Source organism: Enterobacter sp. PGRG2 (assembly GCF_030291195.1).
Taxonomy (GTDB): Bacteria; Pseudomonadota; Gammaproteobacteria; order Enterobacterales; family Enterobacteriaceae; genus Enterobacter_D.
Genome location: NZ_CP127837.1, coordinates 1,804,799 through 1,806,653 on the forward strand (window position 1 = coordinate 1,804,799; position 1,855 = coordinate 1,806,653).

At 59.0% G+C, this 1,855-nt stretch carries 2 protein-coding genes; both read right to left on the reverse strand.

Annotated features, from left to right (window positions below; genetic code table 11):
* The coding region (locus QRD42_RS07820; protein ID WP_321988561.1) for a lipoate--protein ligase A at window positions 1–1,015 on the reverse strand (1,015 nt) is incomplete at its 3' end.
* Between the two features lie 27 nt (window positions 1,016–1,042).
* Window positions 1,043–1,690 carry a YtjB family periplasmic protein gene (locus QRD42_RS07825; protein WP_321988562.1) on the reverse strand — a complete coding sequence of 216 codons (648 nt, stop codon included), beginning with the start codon at window positions 1,688–1,690 and terminating at the stop codon, window positions 1,043–1,045.
* Window positions 1,691–1,855: the final 165 nt, after the last annotated feature.

Genomic DNA, 1,855 nt, shown 5'->3' on the forward strand with positions numbered 1-1,855 from the left:
AGCGCACTGCCCCGGCAATCCACGCCGACAACTCCCGCAGTTCTTTTTCCTGCTCAGGATAATCCGCAATCAACTTCTCACAAACCTGTTGCAGCCGATCGGCGCGATACAAACAGCCCTGCAAACGTGCCGCCAGTGCTTCGAGCGGCGCGGGATTCAGGCTGTCGGTGAACACCTGCGTGCGGGTAATATGGCCTTTTTCCACATCGAAATGCAGCTCCACGCCGCCCCAGGTAAAGCGCTCGTCCAGTAAATGGCTGAAGGCCGGGGCCTGACCAAAGTTCCACTCCCAGCTGCTCTGGCGGGCAAAGGTTTCGGCGAAGTTCGGCAGATCCGGCGTCTTGTCCGGGGAGATGATCTCCGCCTCCACGCTTTCACCGTAGTGTTCGAAAAAGGCGCGGGTGACGGCTTCGCAGATCGCCTCATGGGTGATGCCGGGCAGCAGATCGACAAGGTTCGCCACCCGCCCGCGCACCGAGGTGATCCCTTTGGCCTGGAGCTTTTTCTTGTCCGGATTCAGGTAGTTCGCCAGACGGCTGAGATCGGCATTCAGCAGCAGCGTACCGTGATGAAAACCACGATCCGGCGTCTCCCGGTAGGCGGAGCCGGAGACTTTACGGTCGCCGTCCGGGGTTTTTACCACCAGATCGTTACGCCCGGAGGCTTCCGCCGTCGCGCCAAGGGATCGCAGCGCGTTTAAGACGATCGCCGTGGAAATGCTTTTATCATATTCCGGCTTACCCGCCATAAAGGTGAAGCAGGTATTGCCGAGATCGTGAAACACCGCGCCGCCGCCGCTGCTGCGACGGGCAAGGCGCACATGATCCTCTTCCATGCGCCGGGTATTACACTCTTTCCATGGATTCTGCGCCCGGCCAATGACCACGGTATCCGCATTGCGCCACAGGAACAGCACGCGCTGCGTGGCGGGCATCTGGCGGAAAATGCACTCTTCCACCGCCAGGTTAAACCAGGGATCGTAAGAGTCAGAAATCAATAAACGCAGGGTGGACATAGCCAGTCTCCTTTATACGGTGTCCCGTCAGGGTTCCTTTTTATCACGCTCTTCTTCTTCCGGCACCGACTTGCTGGCCGTCAGCAGGAAGGGGGATTGCTGCCAGCGGGTGCGTTTGCCCTGCAACAGGGTGCGGGTCAGCACCACGCCGATGGCGAGGGAGAGCAGCAGCATCAGGCGTAAAATATTGGTGGTGTTATCGACCTGTTTCGCTTCGGTCGCCAGCGTATGGGTATCCAGCGTCAGGCGCAGATAGCCCAGCGGACCATTTTTACCCGGCACCGGCTCGACAATTTGCTGGTTAAAATAGCCGCCCGCTTTTTTGCCATCCAGCGCCAGCCGGTCGCGCACATCGACGCTTTCGCCCGCGCGGACCACCAGATCGCCCTGTTCGTCATAGACGCCCGCATCCAGAATGCGGCTTTCGTCGGTTAGCTGACGCAGGATCTGGCCGATACGTTTTTCGTCCGGCGTTTCACTGCGCATCAGCGGCGCGAGATTCAGCGTCACCTGACGCGCCAGCGTGCGGGCCAGCTCCTCCAGCTGTGGATTGCGCGCCCGCTGGTGGCTCTGGCTGAACCAGCTGGCCCCCTGCATCAGCGCCACCAGAAGGGCGAGACAGATCAGGACAATCACGGTGCGATGCAGCCGGAATTTTAATTTTGCGCGAGCCATAGTCTACCTGTTGAAAATTTTACGCTTCCGCTGCGGCATAACGGTCCGCGCTTTGAATGCATGGTCGATGCACCGGGTGATGCTACTCATGATAAACCATTGTGTAATGACAATGGTCGTTACGATTGTTGCATGTGGTTGGGGGGAGGGCAAGGTGAGGGGGAT